Origin of the sequence: Desulfitobacterium dehalogenans ATCC 51507, from assembly GCF_000243155.2 — a bacterium.
GTDB classification, from domain to species: domain Bacteria; phylum Bacillota; class Desulfitobacteriia; order Desulfitobacteriales; family Desulfitobacteriaceae; genus Desulfitobacterium; species Desulfitobacterium dehalogenans.
The window spans coordinates 402,868-420,062 of the sequence record NC_018017.1 but is presented as its reverse complement, the minus strand read 5'-3'; the positions used below and the strand labels follow the sequence as shown (position 1 = coordinate 420,062).

General features: G+C 48.4%; 17 protein-coding genes and 1 other annotated feature. Of the genes, 1 reads left to right on the top strand and 16 read right to left on the bottom strand.

From position 1 onward, the window contains the following. Positions 1-15: 15 nt before the first annotated feature. The 10 genes from rlmB to DESDE_RS01920 form a co-directional block, all read right to left on the bottom strand. Positions 16-762 carry a 23S rRNA (guanosine(2251)-2'-O)-methyltransferase RlmB gene (gene rlmB, locus DESDE_RS01970; RefSeq protein ID WP_014792369.1) on the bottom strand — a complete coding sequence of 249 codons (747 nt, stop codon included), beginning with the start codon at positions 760-762 and terminating at the stop codon, positions 16-18. After that, complete coding sequence (gene thyX / locus DESDE_RS01965; RefSeq protein ID WP_014792368.1) at positions 759-1,457, bottom strand: FAD-dependent thymidylate synthase; 699 nt, start codon at positions 1,455-1,457, stop codon at positions 759-761. The genes rlmB and thyX overlap by 4 nt, the downstream gene beginning before the upstream one ends. Next, positions 1,447-1,917, bottom strand: coding sequence for a Mini-ribonuclease 3 (locus tag DESDE_RS01960; RefSeq protein WP_014792367.1), 471 nt, complete (start codon positions 1,915-1,917; stop codon positions 1,447-1,449). The genes thyX and DESDE_RS01960 overlap by 11 nt, the downstream gene beginning before the upstream one ends. A 31-nt stretch (positions 1,918-1,948) precedes the next feature. After that, positions 1,949-3,382, bottom strand: coding sequence for a cysteine--tRNA ligase (gene cysS, locus DESDE_RS01955; protein WP_014792366.1), 1,434 nt, complete (start codon positions 3,380-3,382; stop codon positions 1,949-1,951). 5 nt (positions 3,383-3,387) lie between these two features. Continuing rightward, positions 3,388-4,059 (bottom strand): serine O-acetyltransferase, encoded by a 672-nt coding sequence (cysE, locus tag DESDE_RS01950; RefSeq protein WP_014792365.1) that lies wholly within the window; start codon positions 4,057-4,059, stop codon positions 3,388-3,390. Positions 4,060-4,119: 60 nt separating this feature from the next. Next, positions 4,120-4,325: a binding site (T-box leader), on the bottom strand. 811 nt (positions 4,326-5,136) lie between these two features. After that, the gene (gltX, locus tag DESDE_RS01940; RefSeq protein ID WP_014792364.1) at positions 5,137-6,603 is read right to left on the bottom strand and encodes a glutamate--tRNA ligase; all 1,467 of its coding nucleotides are present in this window, start codon (positions 6,601-6,603) and stop codon (positions 5,137-5,139) included. Positions 6,604-6,632: 29 nt separating this feature from the next. Next, a complete protein-coding gene (gene ispF / locus DESDE_RS01935; protein ID WP_014792363.1) occupies positions 6,633-7,109 on the bottom strand; it encodes a 2-C-methyl-D-erythritol 2,4-cyclodiphosphate synthase in 477 nt (158 codons plus the stop codon). A gap of 73 nt (positions 7,110-7,182) precedes the next feature. After that, complete coding sequence (ispD, locus tag DESDE_RS01930; RefSeq protein WP_014792362.1) at positions 7,183-7,875, bottom strand: 2-C-methyl-D-erythritol 4-phosphate cytidylyltransferase; 693 nt, start codon at positions 7,873-7,875, stop codon at positions 7,183-7,185. Beyond that, positions 7,868-9,037: a PIN/TRAM domain-containing protein gene (locus DESDE_RS01925; RefSeq protein WP_014792361.1), complete on the bottom strand. Its 1,170-nt coding sequence runs from the start codon at positions 9,035-9,037 to the stop codon at positions 7,868-7,870. The genes ispD and DESDE_RS01925 overlap by 8 nt, the downstream gene beginning before the upstream one ends. 81 nt (positions 9,038-9,118) lie before the next feature. After that, positions 9,119-9,595 carry a CarD family transcriptional regulator gene (locus DESDE_RS01920; RefSeq protein ID WP_014792360.1) on the bottom strand — a complete coding sequence of 159 codons (477 nt, stop codon included), beginning with the start codon at positions 9,593-9,595 and terminating at the stop codon, positions 9,119-9,121. 202 nt (positions 9,596-9,797) lie between these two features. On the opposite strand from DESDE_RS01920, the gene DESDE_RS01915 reads away from it, so the two are divergent. Beyond that, positions 9,798-10,190, top strand: coding sequence for a nucleoside triphosphate pyrophosphohydrolase family protein (locus DESDE_RS01915; RefSeq protein ID WP_014792359.1), 393 nt, complete (start codon positions 9,798-9,800; stop codon positions 10,188-10,190). A 182-nt stretch (positions 10,191-10,372) separates the two neighbouring features. On the opposite strand, the gene radA is transcribed toward DESDE_RS01915, so the two are convergent. The 6 genes from radA to DESDE_RS01885 form a co-directional block, all read right to left on the bottom strand. Further along, the gene (gene radA / locus DESDE_RS01910) at positions 10,373-11,722 is read right to left on the bottom strand and encodes a DNA repair protein RadA (protein ID WP_014792358.1); all 1,350 of its coding nucleotides are present in this window, start codon (positions 11,720-11,722) and stop codon (positions 10,373-10,375) included. A gap of 217 nt (positions 11,723-11,939) precedes the next feature. Further along, the gene (locus DESDE_RS01905; RefSeq protein WP_014792357.1) at positions 11,940-14,420 is read right to left on the bottom strand and encodes an ATP-dependent Clp protease ATP-binding subunit; all 2,481 of its coding nucleotides are present in this window, start codon (positions 14,418-14,420) and stop codon (positions 11,940-11,942) included. A gap of 37 nt (positions 14,421-14,457) precedes the next feature. After that, entirely contained in the window at positions 14,458-15,510 is a 1,053-nt protein-coding gene (locus DESDE_RS01900) for a protein arginine kinase (protein ID WP_014792356.1), read from the bottom strand. A 3-nt stretch (positions 15,511-15,513) separates the two neighbouring features. Then, a complete protein-coding gene (locus DESDE_RS01895) occupies positions 15,514-16,011 on the bottom strand; it encodes a UvrB/UvrC motif-containing protein (protein ID WP_014792355.1) in 498 nt (165 codons plus the stop codon). Between the two features lie 17 nt (positions 16,012-16,028). Then, positions 16,029-16,499, bottom strand: a complete 471-nt coding sequence (locus tag DESDE_RS01890) for a CtsR family transcriptional regulator (protein ID WP_014792354.1) — start codon at positions 16,497-16,499, stop codon at positions 16,029-16,031. Between the two features lie 208 nt (positions 16,500-16,707). Beyond that, complete coding sequence (locus tag DESDE_RS01885) at positions 16,708-17,172, bottom strand: hypothetical protein (RefSeq protein WP_014792353.1); 465 nt, start codon at positions 17,170-17,172, stop codon at positions 16,708-16,710. Positions 17,173-17,195: the final 23 nt, after the last annotated feature.

Here is a 17,195-nt window from a genome sequence, read left to right as displayed (position 1 = left end):
TTTTTAGGCAAGTTTTTAATGTTTTTTATTTCCCCTCCGCTGACGAAGAACCTCGTACATTAGAATAGAACCCGCCACACTGGCATTTAATGAATTGATCTGTCCTCTCATGGGGAGGCTGACGATCTCGTCACAGGTCTCTTTGATCAGCCGGCTCAATCCCTTACCCTCACTTCCTATGACGATGACCCGTGCTCCTGTAAGGTCGGAGCCATAGACTTCCGTTCCTCCCGCTTCAGCCCCAGAGATCCAGCACCCCGCCTTTTGGAGATCCTTCAGGGTCTGAACCAGATTCCCTACCCGGGCTACCAGGACATGCTCCACAGCACCGGCTGAGGTCTTAGCTACAGTGGCGGTCAGGGAAACACTGCGCCGCTTTGGGATAATCACCCCATGGACACCTGCAGCATCGGCTGTCCGAATGAGGGCGCCTAGATTATGAGGATCTTCCACTTCATCCAAGACGAGGATAAAAGGATCCTCGCCTTTTTCTCCGGCCAGAGCGAGGATATCGTCCACTTCGGCATATTCCCGCGGGGCAACGTAGGCTAAGACTCCCTGATGCTTGGCTTTTTCGGTCAAACGGTCAAGGGCTGCTTTATCCACGAATTGAAAGGGAATCTTCTGGGCCCGGGCATGGCTGACCATGTCCTGGAAGCGGCCAGTCGTACCTTCCGATTGGAAAAGGAGCTTGTTGACAGGCTTGCCCGATTGGAGAAGTTCCCAAACGGCATTGCGGCCGTATACGATTTCGTCGGTCATAGATTAGGGTCATCCTTTCCTTTTTGCTTCTTCAGCGCCTTAATCCGGCCACAGCTCATGGCCCCTTCGTGGCAGATCCCTTGGGTAACGCAGGTGGGTCCGGCTTGGCCAAAGACATTGGGAGCCACTTCCCGGACTAGCTCCAGCATTCTTTGGGCAAGGATGCGGATTTCCCATTGGGCGCGCATGCAGGTTCTATGCTCGAAGAAGTTCATTAAAGAACGGGCATTAAAGGTAGCCATCAACGAGGTGGTACAGGCGTTGGGCAAGATATAGCGGGCATCTTCTGCAGGGACCATAGCCAGCAGGGCTTGGTATTCTTCTTGCAGAGTGGCCATGACATTCTCGAAGCGTTCCAGGGCTTGAGGATTACGGCGTATGGTAGGAGGTATGACGAAGTCAAACCCTTCTTCTTTTACATAACGCTGCGATCGTTGAGAATAGCTGGCGATCCGATGGCGGACCAATTGATGGGACAAAGCACGAGATACGCCATCGATGGAGAATTGAAAGCTGACATGCTCAAAAGGTGAAAGATGACCCATGGAGCGAAGCTTCTGCACGAAATTGGCTACCCTTTCCTCATCCAACTGTTCCATGAGCTCCGGAACCGGATCAGGCGAATAGCACAAACGGGCAGCGGCCGCAATGACTTTTTCCGGATCCGGTGTGTATTGAATCAGTTCAATATTCACTTCTCTCTCCCCCTATAATCAAGTCATCTGTGAAAGACTCTTCTTCCTTGGTGGTTTCACCATTACCTTTTTCTTCATCCTCTTCCCGAATAAACTCGTCCACCTGCTCAAAGGCCCACAGCATACGCTCTGTCCTGCCGGTCAACTGCCAATAGCCCACCAAGGCTTCAAAAGCGGTGGCATGGCGGTAAGTTATGACATCGGTGCTTTTAGGATGGCCTCCTTTGGCATTTCTCCCCCGATGAACCACAGAGGTTTCCTGATCATCGAGAAAGGGGAGAATGTGATGAAGAAGCTTAGCTTGGGTCCCCGCCCGAACATATTTGGTAGCCAGACGGTGAAGGTCCTTAACCTTTTCATAACCGTTATTGAGAAGATGAGTCCTGACCCAAAGCTCATAGACCACATCTCCCAGGTAGGCTAGGGTAAGGGCATTCATTTCCTGCCAGGATCTTGGCATGGGATCGGGCAGAATGCCCTTCCCTCCTTTCTTATTTAAGCGTCCAACGCGCTCCTTGAGGAGTATCTTCCAGGACAATCCCCAGATCTTTCAGCCGGTCCCGGATCAGGTCGGACATTTCCCAGTCTTTCTTTTTCCGGGCAATGGCTCTTACTTCCAGAAGGAGATCCATGACCTGCTCCAGCTTTTCGTTACCGGCTTCAACCTTGTTGGCGGGATTAGCCAAATCAAAGCCCAGAACATCAGCCAGCTTCCAAAGAGTACCCCTGGCCTTAAGCAGTCCTTCGGAGCTGTAAGGATAGGCCTGAACATGGGCGTTGATGACTTTTCCCAATTCAAAGAGACTGGCATAAGCCAGAGCAGAGTTAAAGTCGTCGTCCATGGCCTCTTCAAATTCCTTGCGGGCTTCTTCTGCCGCATCCCTTAGTTTTTCATCCGCAGCTGCATCTGCACAGGCCTGTCCTTTGCGGCCCAGTGCTTCATCGGCCAGACGGATACTGGTTTGCAGACGTTCCAAACCTTTCTGAGCCATACGCAGGTTCTCATCATCAAAATCCAAAGGGCTGCGGTAATGAGTACCCAGGAGATAAAAACGAATCACTTCCCCAGGAAAATGTTCAAGAATCTCACGAACAGTAAAGAAGTTCCCCAGGGATTTAGACATTTTCTGCTGATTGAAGGTTAAAAAGGCATTATGCATCCAATAGCGGGCAAAAGTCTCTCCATGGAGATAGCCTTCCGATTGGGCAATTTCATTTTCATGATGAGGGAAGACCAGATCTCCCCCTCCCCCGTGAATGTCAAAGCCCGAGCCCAAATATTTCAGGGACATGGCGCTGCACTCAATATGCCAGCCGGGACGGCCTTTCCCCCAAGGGCTTTCCCAGAAGGGTTCTCCGGGTTTGGCATTTTTCCATAGGGCAAAATCCATAGGGTTGCGTTTGCGTTCTCCTACTTCCACTCGGGCACCGGCTTGCATATCCTCAAGAGTCCGGCCGGAAAGCTTGCCATAAGCAGAGAGCTTGTCCACTGCAAAATAAACATCCCCTTCCACAGCATAGGCTAAGCCTTGCTCCTCCAGACCTTTAATAATCTCAATCATCTCCGGAATATGATCGGTGGCTTTCGGATGTATGGAAGCCGGCATCAAGTTAAGGGCCTTGGCATCCTTAAAGTACTCTTCAATATATTTTTCTGCCAGCTCCAGGGGATCCCTCCCCTCTTCATGGCCCCGATTAATAATCTTATCATCAATATCGGTAAAGTTTTGAACAAAAGTTACATCATAGCCTTTATATAGAAGATAGCGGCGGATCATATCAAAGACAACGAGCATCCGTCCATTTCCCACATGGAAGTAGTTGTACACCGTTGGGCCGCAGGTGTACATGCCCACCTTGCCCTCTTCCCGGGGTATAAACTCCTCTTTTTGATGGCTCATGGTGTTGAATAGCCTAAGTGCCATTGAATTCAGCTCTCCTTTTCCCCTAATTTTTTCTCCAAATAATTAATTCGTTCCATTAGTATTTGCAGCATTTCCTGAACGGGATCCGGCATTTCTTCCGCACGAATCTCCTTATTGCACACAGATTTCGTAACCACATGCAATTCCTTAATAGGCACTCCATGGCGGGAGACCACTTTTCCAGGAACTCCTACCACAGTAGTATTGCTGGGAACAGGTTTAGTCACTACAGATCCTGCCCCGATTTTAACATTATCTCCAATTTTGATGGAACCTAATATCTTAGCTCCTGAACCGATAAATACATTATTCCCAACGGTAGGGTGTCTCTTCCCTTTTTCCTTACCTGTTCCACCTAAAGTCACCCCTTGGTAGATGGTCACATTATCCCCTACTTCGGCAGTCTCCCCAATGACCACTCCCATACCGTGATCAATAAAGAGCCCCTGGCCGATTTTTGCACCGGGATGAATCTCTATTCCCGTGAAAAAACGAGAGGTCTGGGAGATTAATCGAGGGATTAAAACCATATTCCTTTTATACAAGCAGTGTGCCAGACGATGTGCGATCAACGCATGAAGACCCGGATAACAAAGGATAACCTCAACTATCGTTTTGGCCGCCGGATCTCTTTCAAAAATCACATTAATGTCTTGCTTAATTTGGCCAAGCACCACATATCACCTTCTATATATTAAATCCAAAAGAAACAAACCCAATAAAAAGGAAACCCCTCGTCCAGAGACGAAGGATTTCCGCGGTTCCACTCTGATTGAACAGTTTCCTGCTCCACTTATAGCCTTAACGCAGCTTTACGGAAGAATGTGTCCATCCTTCTAACGCTCCAGGACGCACTTCAAAAGATCCTCCGGGATGGCTTCCACCTTTTCCACCCTCTCTTTGACACAGGTATCTTTCTACTCTTTCCCTTCATGACGTGCATTTCATATTCAGATTGCATTAATGGCAACATCTTATCCAAAAAGAAAAAGGATATGTTGTATTCTATGCAGCTTGAGCTCATGGTGTTAGTATAGAGAATCCTTAGGAACCTGTCAATAAAGGAGAAGTTTGTCTGGGGTGAATGTCAATGGTGTTGCTGCTGTGCGGGGGTAGAGACGGAGGTAGGTGGGTCGGGTCAAGTAGCTTAACGTACATCCGTTCACTCAATAGCTCCAGGGCTGGTTAACTCGCTTTCTTAACAGTCTCGCCAAACCTTAGGGTAGTACCTGGTGTGAACCGGCGGCTCGCCTACGTTAAGAAAGCCTCGTTAACATGGCCGCCCCTCCGCTAAATCGTTCACTCCCGTACGTTAAGCTACTCTGGCGGGTCCCCCCTAAGCCCTTCTTTCATGTTCTTCCGGGGCCTTCTCCGGAGCATCCGGCCCTGCCGCTCAAGCGGCGCCGGTAAAGACGGAAAAAGCGTCTCAGAGCAGTCGGACCTGCTCGACGCTTTCCTCAACGCGCTACTAAAGCCCGAAAAGCACCCCAAGGATTTTGATTTCCGGCAGAGAACGGATTTAAGCGAGCAGGAAAGCAATCTTCGCGAAAAGACAGCAGCGGAGTCGGGTTGGAAACAGGACGTTTCCAACCGGCTATGAGGCAGGAGCCGATTTAGCCGGGTACCCGACGCAGCGGAGGTCTTGAGCGATTAGATTGCTCCGCGCAGCTTATGGAGTGAACGCCGAAAGCAAAATCCTGGAGACTCCTCTTTCAATGCTTGCAGACCTTTGTCAACGCAGTCAGCGCAACCCCCTATGCCTGCCGAACCAGCAACGCCTGCGTTCTTTCCAAGCGGCTCAGGACATTATCCAGTCCTAAAAGAGGAACAATGTCATAGAGTTCCGGTCCATGCATTTGTCCGGTCAGCGCAACCCGGATGGGCATAAAGACTTGCTTACCGCCCAGCTTCATTTCTTTGGTGATCTGCTTAAACAAAGGCTTCACCGTATCCACACTAATTGTATCCAAGCCCTTCAATTTTTCCACAAAGAGGTCTAGCACAGCCGGAACTTGTTCCCCTTGCAGGATCTCCAATGCTTCCCCTTCCGGAGCAGGAACCTCTCCTCCCCGCACATAATGGACAAAATCCTTAACCTGAGCTATATAGGAAAGATGGTTGATGATGGCTTGGACATAGTGAGTCACCCAGGCCCGATCTCCTTCGGAAAGGGTTCCTTGAGAAATGACCCCCATCTCTTGAAGATAAGGCACAGCCAAATCTGTGAGACGGTCGGGATCTGCTTTCTTTATATAATGAGCATTCATATAGTTTAATTTATTCAAGTCAAAAACTGCCGGACTCTTAGAGACCCGATCCAAGGAGAAGGCCGGGATCATTTCTTCCAGAGTAAAGAATTCTTCTTCCCCTGCCGGTGACCAGCCCATTAGAGCAATGAAGTTCACCACCGCCTCCGGCAGATACCCTTTGGCTTGATAATCAATAACCGCTGTATCTCCATCCCGTTTGCTCATTTTTCTTCCTTCAGTATTAAGAATCAAGGAGATATGAGCGAATTCCGGAGTAGGAAGACCCAAGGCTTGGTATATCAGCACCTGGCGGGGGGTGTTGGAGAGATGCTCTTCCCCACGAATGACATGGGTCACATTCATTGTAGTATCGTCGATGACCACGGCAAAATTATAGGTAGGGATGCCATCGGATTTAACAATAACATAATCCCCGATTCCATCACTGTCAAAGATAACTTCGCCCCGCACTCGGTCATTGATCACAATCTGCCGGCCCTCAGGTACCTGGAAACGAACCACAGGCTTACGGCCTTCCTCTTTGTATTTTTTGTGTTCTTCTTCTGAAAGGTGACGGCATTTGCCCAGGTAACGCGGAGTATCCCCTTTAGCAATCAAGTCCTGTCGCTCTTGCTCCAGCTCTTCTTCTGAGCAATAGCAATAATAGGCGTTTCCGCTGGCCAAGAGCTTGTCGGTATATTCCTGATAAAGAGCCAGGCGCTCGGTCTGGCGGTAAGGTCCGTTGTCGCCGCCGACCTCGATTCCTTCATCCCATGGAATGTTTAGCCAGCGCAGAGCCTCCAGGATATTGTGTTCTGATTCCCGGCTGGAGCGCTCTAGATCTGTGTCCTCACTGCGGACGATAAAGACTCCGTTTTCTTTGCGGGCGAGTAAGTAATTAAAGAGGGCGGAACGCGCACCGCCGATATGTAAGGGGCCCGTTGGACTGGGGGCAAAACGAACTTTAAGCATAGGTATCCTCCTTGAATAAATAGTTTAGCTCAAACCTTAACCAAGCACACAATAGCCTGAGAACTGATGCCTTCTTCACGGCCTTCGAAGCCCAAGCGCTCTGTGGTGGTTGCCTTTATTGAGACGTTTCCTATGTCGGTCTTGAGAGCACGGGCGAGATTCTCCCGCATTTGAGAAATATGTGGCGCAAGCTTTGGTCGCTGGGCAGCGATAATACAGTCAACATTACCGATTATATAGCCTTGTTCCTCCAGTAGCTCCATAACATACTCAAGAAGCTTCATACTCGAAACCCCTCGATACCGCTCATCGGTATCCGGGAAATGCTTCCCCAGATCCCCTAGCGCCAAGGCTCCTAAGAGGGCATCCATGAGAGTATGGGTTAAGACATCAGCATCGGAATGACCTAGCAGTCCTTTTTCATGAGGGATATCTATCCCAGCCAGTATCAGTGGACGTCCTTCCACCAGGGCATGAACGTCATAGCCAATTCCTACTCTTAGCATTGGTTATCTCCCTTTGAATTTTTCTAACGATTATTATACCATTACACACATTCTTTTAGCACGGTCTAATGAGTTACGCCTTGCGTTTGGCAAGGATCATTTCGGCTAGATCCAAATCTTCGGGAGTGGTGATTTTGATGTTTTCCAGGGATCCCATAAGGGTTTGGACCGGATGACCCAGCCACTCGATAAGAGCGGCGTCGTCAGTGGTAAGATAACCCACTTCTCTTGCTTTGCGGTGGGCTTCTTCCAGAAGGGAGCGCTCAAAAACTTGAGGAGTCTGGATAGCCCTTAGAGTTTCCCGAGGGGGTGTCTCTATGACCTCACCCCGGGCATCCACTCTCTTAATTGTATCCTTTACCGGAATAGCCATAATTGCCGCCCTAAATTTTGCCGCCTCTGTAAAAAACCGGTTCAATTCCAGACATGTCAAAAGGGGGCGGGCCCCATCATGGACCGCCACCCTTTTGATTAAGGGGCTAAGAGCTTTAACCCCCGCAAATACTGATTCTTGACGTTCTTCTCCACCTAATACGATGGCAGAGACCTTCTGAAAACCTTCTGTACAAACCAGTTCACCGATTCGTTCCCGATCCTTTTTTGAACTAACAATTACAATCTCAGCGACAGCCTCGGACCGTTCAAAGAGTGAAAGGGTATGGGTGAGAATCGGGCGTCCCTGTAAAGAGAGGAATTGCTTATTAATGGAGGCCCCCATACGTTTTCCTTGACCTGCAGCAGGGATAATTACACCCAGCTTAACCAAGGGCATTCACCTCATTCGTCGCTGACAGGCCAATCGACTTTTTTTCAACAAGAGCTTTGGGTTTGGCAAAAATCATTCGTCCCGCGGCTGTCTGCAGGACGCTGGTTACCAAAACGGTAATGGTTTGTCCCATATAACGCCGACCTGTATCCACAACGATCATGGTACCGTCATCCAGATAAGCCACGCCTTGTCCTGGTTCTTTACCCTCTTTCATCACCTGAACTTCCATCTCTTCTCCGGGAAGGACAATAGGCTTCACCGCGTTGGCCAGCTCATTGATATTGAGGACCTTAACCCCTTGCAGCTCTGCCACCTTATTAAGGTTATAGTCGTTAGTGAGGATAGGAGCACCAAGATTTTGCCCTAAGCGGACCAATTTGCTGTCCACCTCAGAGATATCCTCGAAGTCTATTTCCATGATCTCCACATTATTAGCCAACTCTTCTTTGGAGATCTGGTTTAAGATATCCAACCCCCGACGACCGCGATTGCGCTTGAGAAGATCGGAGGAGTCAGCGATATGCTGAAGCTCTTCCAGAACGAAGCCCGGAATAAGAAGGGTGCCTTCGAGAAAACCGGTCTGAACGATATCCGCAATGCGCCCATCGATAATCACACTGGTATCCAAAATTTTATAGTTGGGTTGAGAGGCTCCTATGTTTTGTCTATGGTTACCATCCTTACCCTTACCTTTCTCTCCTTTATCCCCCTTAAATCTCGGAAGAAAGGTAAAAAAGCCCAAGACCTCTTCTTTACGTTTTACTCCAATGATCAAACCTAAGTAACCAAAGGAAACGCTTAAAATAATGGATATCACAGACCCGATAACGGGAATGCCTCTTAAGGCACTACTTAATAAACTAGCAATTATAAGTCCGATAATGACGCCAATTGCTCCACCAATCAAATCGTTTATAGGCACTTTAGTCATGCGAGCATCGAACCAGGAAATCATTTTCAAAAAACCTCGCATGCTCGCCGGAGCAATCAGAAAACCAAGAATAGCAAAAACAGCTACCATCGTTACGTAAGTCCAAATGGGGGAAATCTGCCATCCCAGAGACTGGAGCACATCAAGCCTCAAAAGAATAACATTAAGGTAAAAACCTATGGCACCTGATAAAACCGTGATGATAACGCGCACTATGTTGCGAATCATCATTTCACCTCCTTTATAGTATTTTGGCTGAAACCTTTTTTCATTATACTAGGAATTACCATATATTTTCAATTCTAAAATTTAGGCAAGAAGCCCCCTAATTCGCTCTGTCATCTCATCAGCTTTCACACCCTCGGCCAGAATCAATTCACTGACGAGAATCTGATAAGCACTATCATACATTTTCTTTTCACCTGTCGATAGCCCCTTTTCCCTATCTCTTTGAAAAAGGCTGCGCACCACCTCCGCAACAGAATATATATCCCCGCTTTTTATTCGGTCCATATTGGCCCGATACCTTCTATTCCAGGCCAAAGCAGGAAGAGTACTTTCATTTTCTAGAATTTTTAAAACCTGAGGCACCTCCTCTAAAGAGATAACCTCCCGTATACCCAATTGATTCACATTATTTAAAGGTATATAAACCTTCATATTCCCTACCGGAATATTCATGACATAGTACTGTTGGGACTCTCCAAGAACCTCTCGCTCTTCGATAGCTTCGATGATACCCGCTCCATGCATAGGGTAAACTACTCTATCTCCGATATCAAACATTCAGATCCCCCCTTATACTCATTATAGCAATATTTAAATAGGGGGTCAAAAATTTTTTAATTATATCACAGACAAGCTATTCTGTCAATTTCTTCTTTGTTTCGGTTTTTCTCTTATCAGGATTCCAGGATTGTAGAAAATTGACAACTCTACCAACCGGTCGCTATAATTAAGGTGTCAGAAAGGAGTGAGGAAATAATTCATGGAAAATCTCACGGATCGCTATCAAACACTCGTTGAATCTCTCTTAATCCGCCACCAAAGTGTCTTGGATATCCTGACCAAGGGGCAGGAAACCTCCGCTCGAGTCAATCGAGCCGTAGTGAAGACTGTGACCAATTGTGGCTGCTTAAGTATAGACGCCCACAAGAAGCCCATCCCGGAAGAAGCGAGTTTTAGCGACTTAAAGAATTTGCTGGACAGCCAACTTGATGGTGAACTTTGCGAAAACTGCAAAGACATCATTGAAACGGAACTGGGCAAGCAGCTCTTTTACATAGCCGCCTTAGCAAACGCTCTGGGGATTTCTCTTGACGACGTCATCAAGAAGGAGGAAACACGACTCTCGACCCTCACCATCTTTAACCTCACCTAGATACCACTCAAATCTGACGTTTCCTTTCTCCAAAGGTCCCGGTCAGAATCTTTGCGATTCTCTATTAAGGGTACCATGTGAACCTTAAATAAACCATAAACATTCTCTTAACTTTTAGTGAAAAATCTGTTACAGCCGTATCCTCAGGATACGGCTTATTTTATCCCTCACCGTATCGGTCATTACTGCTCGAACATGACCCGGACAGCCTCCTCAACCGTCTTCACCGGAATCACCGTAAAATTCCCCGGCGCTTTCACCGCTGAGAAATTAATCTGAGGAACAATACAGCCTTCAAAGCCTAATTTTACAGCTTCCTTCACTCGATTCTCGATCTGAGAAATCCCCCGCACCTCTCCTGTAAGCCCCACTTCCCCAATCAAGGCATAGCGCTTTAACGGTCGCTCCCCCAGGCTGGAAGCGATGGCTGCAATGCAAGCCAGATCCACTCCCGGTTCCTCAATACGGATACCACCGGCAATATTGATAAACACATCCTGGGCCCCAAGATGAAAGCCCACCTTTTTATCCAAAACAGCCAACAGCATCAAAATCCGGTTGTAGTCGATTCCCGTAGCCGTACGGCGAGGCGGTCCATAGGTAGTAGGAGTAACAAGAGCTTGAATCTCCACTAACAAAGGTCGGGAGCCTTCCATAACCACCGCCACCGAGGACCCGGGCGCAGTGGATGAATTCTCTCCCAGGAATACTTTCGAGGGATTAGATACCTCCACCAGACCGTCTTCATGCATCTCAAAAACTCCAATCTCATTGGTGGAGCCGAAACGATTCTTCACAGCCCTTAACAAACGATAGACATGATGACGATCCCCTTCGAAATAAAGCACCGTATCCACAATATGCTCAAGAACTCTGGGGCCGGCGATGGCTCCTTCCTTGGTCACATGACCCACGAGAAAAACAGGAATCTCCTCCTCTTTGGCTAACCGCATCAAGAAGGCCGCTCCCTCCCGAACCTGGCTTACGCTGCCTGCCGCTGCCTGCAAATCCTCCAGCACCATGGTTTGAATAGAATCTACAATCAATAAGCCCGGCTGCATAACCATGACCACATCCCGTACAATCTCCAGTCGAGTCTCTGTCAAAATATGCAGACGGGATTCCTTAATCCCCAACCGCTCCGCTCTCAACTTAATCTGCTTTTCCGATTCTTCCCCGGTAATATACAGGACATCCATGACCTTAGCTAATAATCCCGCAGTTTGCAGAAGAAGAGTGGATTTGCCGATTCCCGGTTCACCACCCAAAAGAACAAAGGAGCCGGGAACGATCCCCCCTCCCAAGACTCTGTTCAGCTCCTGACTGCCTGAGCTGACTCGTTCTTCCTCCCGGATCTGAATCTCTGTCAAAGGCGTTGCCTTAACTCCTGAGGGGGTACGTTTGGCGGTGGAACGCTCCAAAACTTCTTCTACTAAGGTATTCCATTCCCCACAGCCCGGACATTTCCCGAGCCAACGAGGGCTTTCCTGTCCGCAGGACTGACAAAAAAACCGCGTCTTCACCTTTGCCAAAACGGTATCCGCCTTTCCTCTGAATATGTTCTATTATACACTAACAATAATATTATACGTCATAAAGGGTTTAAAACCCTTTTCATTCTATTGGAATCCGCTTAAGAATACAAAATTCATAAGACTGGCCTATAAAAAAACCATAGGCCAACCCAAAGGCTGGCCTATGGTTCGTAATTCTTCTCCTAGCATTTAGATTGACTTAACTTTCCGTCAGTCACTCAGCAGCCTCGGCCTTTTTGCTTTTGCGAGCTTTGACTTTGGAGAACTTCATCTTGTTCCCTTCCTCTTCCACCTTAATCTTGTCTCCGGACTTAAACTCTCCGAGAAGAATCTTTTCCGACAAACTGTCTTCAATCAGACGTTGAATGGCCCGACGAAGCGGACGAGCACCGAAGGCAGGATCGTTGCCCTCTTTAGCAATAAGCTCCAGAGCACTCTTTTCTACCTGCAGATCATAGCCTTGCTCCTTGAGACGACCATTGACTTGCTTCATTAAAATCTCGGTAATCTTCATGAGCCCTTCTGCTTGGAGAGAATGGAAAACCACAATTTCATCCACCCGGTTAAGGAACTCTGGGCGGAAGGTCCTTTTCAGTTCCTCCATAACTCGTGAGCTCATATTTTTATACTCGGTCTCTTCATCCCGACGGGATGCAAAGCCCAGAGCTTCTTTTCTCATAAAGGAGGCCCCTACATTGGAGGTCATAATTATTACTGCATTTCGAAAATCCACAGTTCTGCCCTTGGTATCGGTGAGGCGGCCATCCTCCAAAACTTGCAGCAGGATATTGAAGACCTCAGGATGAGCCTTTTCGATTTCATCCAGTAGAATAACACTATAGGGCTTACGGCGGACGGCTTCCGTCAATTGCCCCCCTTCATCATGACCGATGTATCCGGGAGGTGCCCCTACCAGACGGGAAACGGCATGCTTCTCCATATACTCGGACATATCAATACGAATCAAAGCATCTTCCTCACCAAATAAGGCTTCTGACAAAGCCCGAGCCAGCTCTGTCTTACCTACTCCAGTGGGTCCAAGGAAGATGAAGGAACCCACTGGGCGTTTGGGATCCTTTAACCCTGCCCGAGCCCGTCGCACGGCACGAGAAACAGCCTTCACAGCATCCTCTTGTCCCACCACTCGTTGATGGAGGGTCTCCTCCAAGCCCAGGAGCCGTTCACTTTCTTCTTGAGCCAGCTTCTTCACAGGGATCCCTGTCCAACTGGCCACGATCTGAGCGATATCATCGGCAGTGACCTCACTTTGGTTCACATCCCGTTTGCTCTCCCAGGTGTTGCGGAGTTGGGAAAGCTCCTCCCGAAGTTGATGCTCTTCATCCCGGAATTTGGCTGCCTTTTCAAACTCCTGACTTAAGACTGCTGCTTCCTTCTCACCCTTCAGGGTTTCGATCTTTTCTTCCAAAGACTTAAGATCCGGCGGAGCTGTAAAGGCTGCCAAACGCACTCGGGAAGCGGCTTCATCCATTAAGTCGATGGCCTTATCCGGCAGGAAACGATCCGAAATATAACGATCGGACATTTTCACTGCGGCTTCCACAGCTTCATCGGTGATCTTGGTACGGTGATGGGCTTCATAACGATCCCGTAAGCCAAAGAGAATCTGAATGGCCTGCTCCACTGTGGGCTCTCCTACCGTAATGGGTTGGAAACGCCGCTCCAGAGCGGGATCTTTTTCGATATATTTACGGTACTCATCCAAAGTTGTAGCGCCAATGCATTGGAGCTCTCCCCGGGCTAATGCGGGTTTGAGAATATTAGCGGCATCGATGGCCCCTTCAGCCGCTCCGGCACCGATTAAGGTATGGAGCTCATCGATAAAAACAATAATGCGTCCGTCCACACGAATCTCTTCCATGACCTTTTTCAGGCGCTCTTCAAATTCCCCGCGATATTTACTTCCTGCCACCACGGCCGAAAGATCTAAGGTAACCACCCGTTTTCCCGCTAAGGTCTCAGGCACTTTATTACTCACTATCCGTTGGGCTAAGCCTTCAGCAATAGCCGTTTTCCCTACACCCGGTTCTCCGATGAGAACGGGGTTATTTTTGGTACGACGGCTGAGTACTTGAACCACACGCTCAATCTCATCCTCCCGCCCCACTACCGGATCCAGCTTGCCGTCCCGAGCTTGTTGGGTCAAATCCCGACCAAATTCATTCAAAGCCGGAGTATTGGCCGTACCGTTATTCTTAACTGGGCTGGGCCCGGGGGCACCGCCGGGCATGGGAATATCATCCGATTGACCTCCTAAGAGCTGAACCACTTGCTTCCAAATCCTTTCCGGGTTCACGCCGAGATTGCGAAGCACCCGAGCCGCCACCCCTTCTCCTTCCATCAAAAGGCCGAGAAGCAGATGCTCGGTACCGATATAGCTAACCCCATGGCGACGGGCTTCTTCATGAGCCAGCTCCAATACCCGTTTAACCCGGGGAGTCAGGCTCACTTCTCCGGTAAAAGGCTGACCGATACCGGTCAGGTTACCAATTTGTTCCCGAATTTTCTCCGGGGTCACCCCGATTCCGTGAAGGGATTTGGATGCGATACCTTCCCCTTCCGCTACCAAACCAAGAAGCAGATGTTCTGTCCCAATCACACTCGAGCCCATACGCTTAGCTTCTTCCGAGGCAAATTGCAGCGCTTTAAGGGCCTTTTCCGTATATTTCTCATTCATTTTGATTTCACCATCCTTGTTTTAATCCATAAATAATTTATTTCGCTTCAGCCATAGCCTTCCGCATATAACTGGCGCGCTCCTCATCCCTTTGCTCCGGGCTAAGCTCCCGCTCCAAACCATACTGCAGGGAAGCAGGCAGAGTCTCCACCAGCAGAGTGCTGAAACTTTGCTGATGAGGAGGAAGAATTCCCATATCCACTCCCAGACGATCTAGGGACAGGCATTGGAGAGCATCCTCAGAGCTGAGAAGCCTTGCGTTTTCCAGGGTTCCCCGGGCTCTCCAGACCTTATCCTCAAGGGTCAAGGGAGCTTCCCGAACCAAGCCTTCCCTGGCGTGGACTTCCTGCTCGATAATTTGGCGGGTCACCGCTTCCAGGTGGGTGATGGTATCCTCTTCACTCTTGCCTAAAGTAATCTGATTGGATACTTGATAGATATGCCCAAAGGCTTGGGAACCTTCCCCATACAATCCCCGGACGGCTAAGCCTAGATGATTGAGAGCCCCCAGCAGCTGTTGTACACGGTTGGTCATGACCAGTGCCGGCATATGCACCATCACCGAGGCACGCATGCCTGTTCCCACATTCGTAGGGCAAGCGGTCAGATAGCCTTTGGCTTCCCGATAAGCAAATTCCAGGTGTTCCTCCAACTTATCATCCATGGTATTGGCCAAGAGATAGGCTCCCTTGAGTTGATCCCCCGGCAGCAGCACTTGGATTCTCAGATGATCCTCTTCGTTGATCATCACAGAAATCCGATGATCCGAGTTGATGGCTACCCCCCGGGATCCTCGGGAATTCACCAAGGCCGGACTGATCAGGTGTTTTTCCATCAGCACATATTGCTCAATAGGAGTCAAATCCTTCATTGAATAATAGGTTAATTTATCCTGATCGATAGTCATGGATTCCAGCTCACCGGAGACTTTCTGTTCGATATCCTGGGAAGCTTCTTGGGAAAGCCCCTGAGGAAAAGGAACCCCTTCCAGGTTACGTGCCAGACGAATTCGGCTGCTCAACACCACCGGGGTATCCGGGCTTTCCTTCATCCAATCACTATTCTTCAGCAGATGTTCTTTTCTCTTCATGTCTCATCCCCCTAGCTTCTGCTCGAGTTCACGAATTTGGTCACGTACCACGGCGGCTGCTTCAAACTCTTCCTCGCGAATGAGCTCCTGTAGCTTCTCCTTGAGTTTCTCAATCTCCACCTTTTCGCGAATAGCAGCCCCTTTACGGGCAGGAATCTTGCCTACATGACGGCCGCCCCCATGGATCTTGCGCAAGATGGGCTCGAGCTCGGACTGGAATTTATCGTAACAGCCGCTGCAGCCCAGCTTTCCTGCCTGGGTAATCTCTGAAAGCCGACGTCCGCATTGGGGGCAGGATTCTTCCTTTAAGGCTTGGGCATTAGTGGTAAAATTAAAGAGGGACTGTAAAAAATCCGGAATAATCCCCGGGCTAAAGACAAAGCTCACTTCTGGTGCATTTTTGGCGCATTGATCGCAAAGGTAAAATTTGACCATTTCTCCATTGACGATCTTGGTAAACTGGACATTGGCCTCTCTCTGTTTGCAATGTTGACAGAGCATAGCGATCCCCTCCTGTTTTAATGCAAATCCTCACGGCTTAAGGTCAGAAGGATTCGTTTCATCATATGAGCCCTGAGACCATTGATGGTGGGATTTTCCGGTCCCAGGGTATCCCGATGGATAACGGTACGAATGATCTCTTCTTCCCGCCGGGTAATAATCTCATCTTCAACCAGGCGTCGCAGCAGGTTAAAAGCACGACTCTCCCCTAACTGGCTGCCGATAAGCTGTTTCATTATATTTTGAAAATCTCCATCATCCTGAAAGCCCAAGCGGACAATCCGCAAATATCCGCCGCCACCGCGACGGCTCTCTACTAAATACCCCCGCTCAATAGAGAAGCGAGTATCAAGAACATAATTAATCTGAGATGGAGCACATGAGAACTCCTCAGCCAGAACACCCCGTTGCAGAATAACATGGCCCTCCGCCGATTGTTCCAAGATCCGCTTCAAATAAACTTCGATGCGGTCTGCTAGATTTCCCATTACACGACACTCCCTTGATTATGACATTCTCTGACTTTATGACCTTCTTTGACCTTTGATGATATTTTACCCTAAAATTGCATTTTTGCAAATACTTTAAGTGGATTCTTTCTTCATATCCTTATCAAATTATCCTTCCCTATTTCTTACAACTCATTACATAGTGCAGAAAAAGTTCCTTTGAATAAAAAAACTTCGTTTTTGCTAATCAAGCAAAAACGAAGTATGCCCATGTCCCTAGGGTAATGCATCCCATTAAAGATAATACGATGTAGACTTTAGTTCCCGACCAAAAGGGCTGCTCCCTTTCGAAGAAATCTTCATTGATATTCCCTAAAAAATCTTCGTTGGCTTCGTCTTCATTAAAGTCCCTCTTAAAGCTTTCATGTTTATTTTCTTGATTATTAAAACTTCTTTCAAAAGTCTTTCCATCGAAAGGATTTCTCTCCGAAACCTTTGTCTCAATAGTGCTCTTTCCGAAATCTTTAGTCTCCTCAATATCTTTGAAGGGAGCCTTCCTCAAGAAGTCTCTGGACTCAGAACCCTTACTTCCTGTGCCCATAGGTTTTCTCCAGGACCCCGCCGTCCGAGATGCAATATCCTCCCAATGAATCGTACCCTTTAATAGATAGTCAATCTCCTCTGATGTTAAATGAATTTCTTTTTCCTTCATGTCTGTACTACGCTCCTATTGGG

Excerpts from the sequence above, each read along its gene's own strand:
- DESDE_RS01900 (WP_014792356.1), bottom strand. The coding sequence starts at position 15,510 with ATGAAGAGAAAAGAACATCTGCTGAAGAATAGTGATTGGATGAAGGAA.
- rlmB (WP_014792369.1), bottom strand. The coding sequence starts at position 762 with ATGACCGACGAAATCGTATACGGCCGCAATGCCGTTTGGGAACTTCTC.
- DESDE_RS01890 (WP_014792354.1), bottom strand. The coding sequence starts at position 16,499 with ATGGGAAATCTAGCAGACCGCATCGAAGTTTATTTGAAGCGGATCTTG.
- DESDE_RS01885 (WP_014792353.1), bottom strand. The coding sequence starts at position 17,172 with ATGAAGGAAAAAGAAATTCATTTAACATCAGAGGAGATTGACTATCTA.
- gltX (WP_014792364.1), bottom strand. The coding sequence starts at position 6,603 with ATGCTTAAAGTTCGTTTTGCCCCCAGTCCAACGGGCCCCTTACATATC.
- DESDE_RS01920 (WP_014792360.1), bottom strand. The coding sequence starts at position 9,595 with ATGTTTGATATCGGAGATAGAGTAGTTTACCCTATGCATGGAGCGGGT.
- cysS (WP_014792366.1), bottom strand. The coding sequence starts at position 3,382 with ATGGCACTTAGGCTATTCAACACCATGAGCCATCAAAAAGAGGAGTTT.
- DESDE_RS01895 (WP_014792355.1), bottom strand. The coding sequence starts at position 16,011 with ATGCTCTGTCAACATTGCAAACAGAGAGAGGCCAATGTCCAGTTTACC.
- DESDE_RS01925 (WP_014792361.1), bottom strand. The coding sequence starts at position 9,037 with ATGATTCGCAACATAGTGCGCGTTATCATCACGGTTTTATCAGGTGCC.
- ispF (WP_014792363.1), bottom strand. The coding sequence starts at position 7,109 with ATGCTAAGAGTAGGAATTGGCTATGACGTTCATGCCCTGGTGGAAGGA.
- DESDE_RS01960 (WP_014792367.1), bottom strand. The coding sequence starts at position 1,917 with ATGCCAAGATCCTGGCAGGAAATGAATGCCCTTACCCTAGCCTACCTG.
- DESDE_RS01915 (WP_014792359.1), top strand. The coding sequence starts at position 9,798 with ATGGAAAATCTCACGGATCGCTATCAAACACTCGTTGAATCTCTCTTA.
- DESDE_RS01905 (WP_014792357.1), bottom strand. The coding sequence starts at position 14,420 with ATGAATGAGAAATATACGGAAAAGGCCCTTAAAGCGCTGCAATTTGCC.